Genomic DNA, 1,249 nt, shown 5'->3' with positions numbered 1-1,249 from the left:
CAACCATGCCTGGTCCTACGACTTTGTCGAGGACCGCACCCATGACGGGAGAAAGTATCGCATGCTCAACATCATCGACGAGTTCACGCATGAATGCCTGACAATCCGCATCGATCGCAGGCTGAAGGCGATCGACGTCATCGACGTGCTCTCGGATCTGTTCATCCTGCGCGGCGTGCCGGAGCATGTTCGGTCAGATAACGGGCCCGAATTCGTCGCCAAGGCCGTGCAGGACTGGATCGGTGCGGTCGGCGCCAAGACCGCCTATATCGCGCCCGGCAGTCCTTGGGAGAACGGCTTCATCGAGTCGTTCAATGCCCGGTTGCGCGACGAACTTCTCGACGGCGAGATCTTCTATTCGCTCGCGGAGGCGAAGATCGTCGTCGAAAGCTGGCGGCGACACTTCAACACGCTGCGCCCACATGGCTCGCTCGGCTACAAGCCCCCCGCCCCGGAGGTCTTCGTCCCCGCAATGACCGCGCGGGCGGCTGCGCAATCCAGACCGGCTACGCCGCCCGCGCTGGCGCCGAGGCCAACCGTCCACTAACAATCCCCATGGACCTCTCGGCGGGGGCGGATCACTGTCGCCGCATGGCCAAGGTCATCGCATCAGGCATCCAGACCTCCGGCAGGAAGCCGCTCGCATACAGCGTCGCCAGCACCGCGGCATCGATCGCATCGGTCTTGATCTTGGCATGTGCGATCATCCGCACCTGCTTGGGATTGGCGATCACCACACGGTCAACGTGAGGTGTCAGCAACTCCGCCACGGAAGCCGCGTTACCCGTTGCCTCGATCACCACATGATCGTCGTGGGTGAGGTTCTTCCTGGCAAAATCCTCAAGCGCTTCCCGGGTCGTGTCCCATAGCGTGGTGTAGCTGACGGTGGTCACCGGCGATTGCCGGTTAGGTTTGGGTTGTGAACGCCAACCCTGAACCGAGAGATCCCCGATGACCGACGAGATGATGAACCTGCGCGGGCTGCTGGAGAAGAGCCCCGACGCCGATCTTCTGCGCGAGATGATCGGCTTTGCCGCGCAACGCCTGATGGAGCTGGAGGTCGGCGGACTGACCGGCGCCGGCTTTGGCGAGAAGAGCGCTGATCGGCTGGCCCAGCGCAACGGCTATCGCGAGCGCGACTGGGAGACCCGCGCCGGCACGGTCGAGCTGCGCATCCCCAAGCTGCGCAAGGGCAGCTATTTCCCGGGCTTCCTCGAGCCGCGCCGGATGGCGGAGAAGGCGCTCACCG

Annotated in this window: 2 protein-coding genes and 1 pseudogene; 2 read left to right on the top strand and 1 reads right to left on the bottom strand. The window is 63.8% G+C overall.

The window, feature by feature from the left end:
• Positions 1 to 547 (top strand): integrase core domain-containing protein (locus ACFPN9_RS28940; protein ID WP_377818001.1); only part of this gene is annotated, 547 nt, incomplete at its 5' end.
• A 34-nt stretch (positions 548 to 581) separates the two neighbouring features.
• Here the strand turns inward: ACFPN9_RS28940 and ACFPN9_RS28935 are convergent.
• A pseudogene (locus tag ACFPN9_RS28935) lies at positions 582 to 857 on the bottom strand (IS110 family transposase); the annotation flags it as partial.
• Positions 858 to 951: 94 nt separating this feature from the next.
• Here ACFPN9_RS28935 and ACFPN9_RS28930 point away from each other — a divergent pair.
• A partial coding sequence (locus tag ACFPN9_RS28930) for a transposase (RefSeq protein ID WP_377818000.1) occupies positions 952 to 1,249 on the top strand: 298 nt, incomplete at its 3' end.

It is taken from the genome of Allobosea massiliensis, from assembly GCF_042655245.1.
Classification (GTDB): domain Bacteria; phylum Pseudomonadota; class Alphaproteobacteria; order Rhizobiales; family Beijerinckiaceae; genus Allobosea; species Allobosea massiliensis.
Note: the sequence above shows the minus strand (reverse complement) of the source record. Positions and strands in the feature narration are given on the sequence as shown.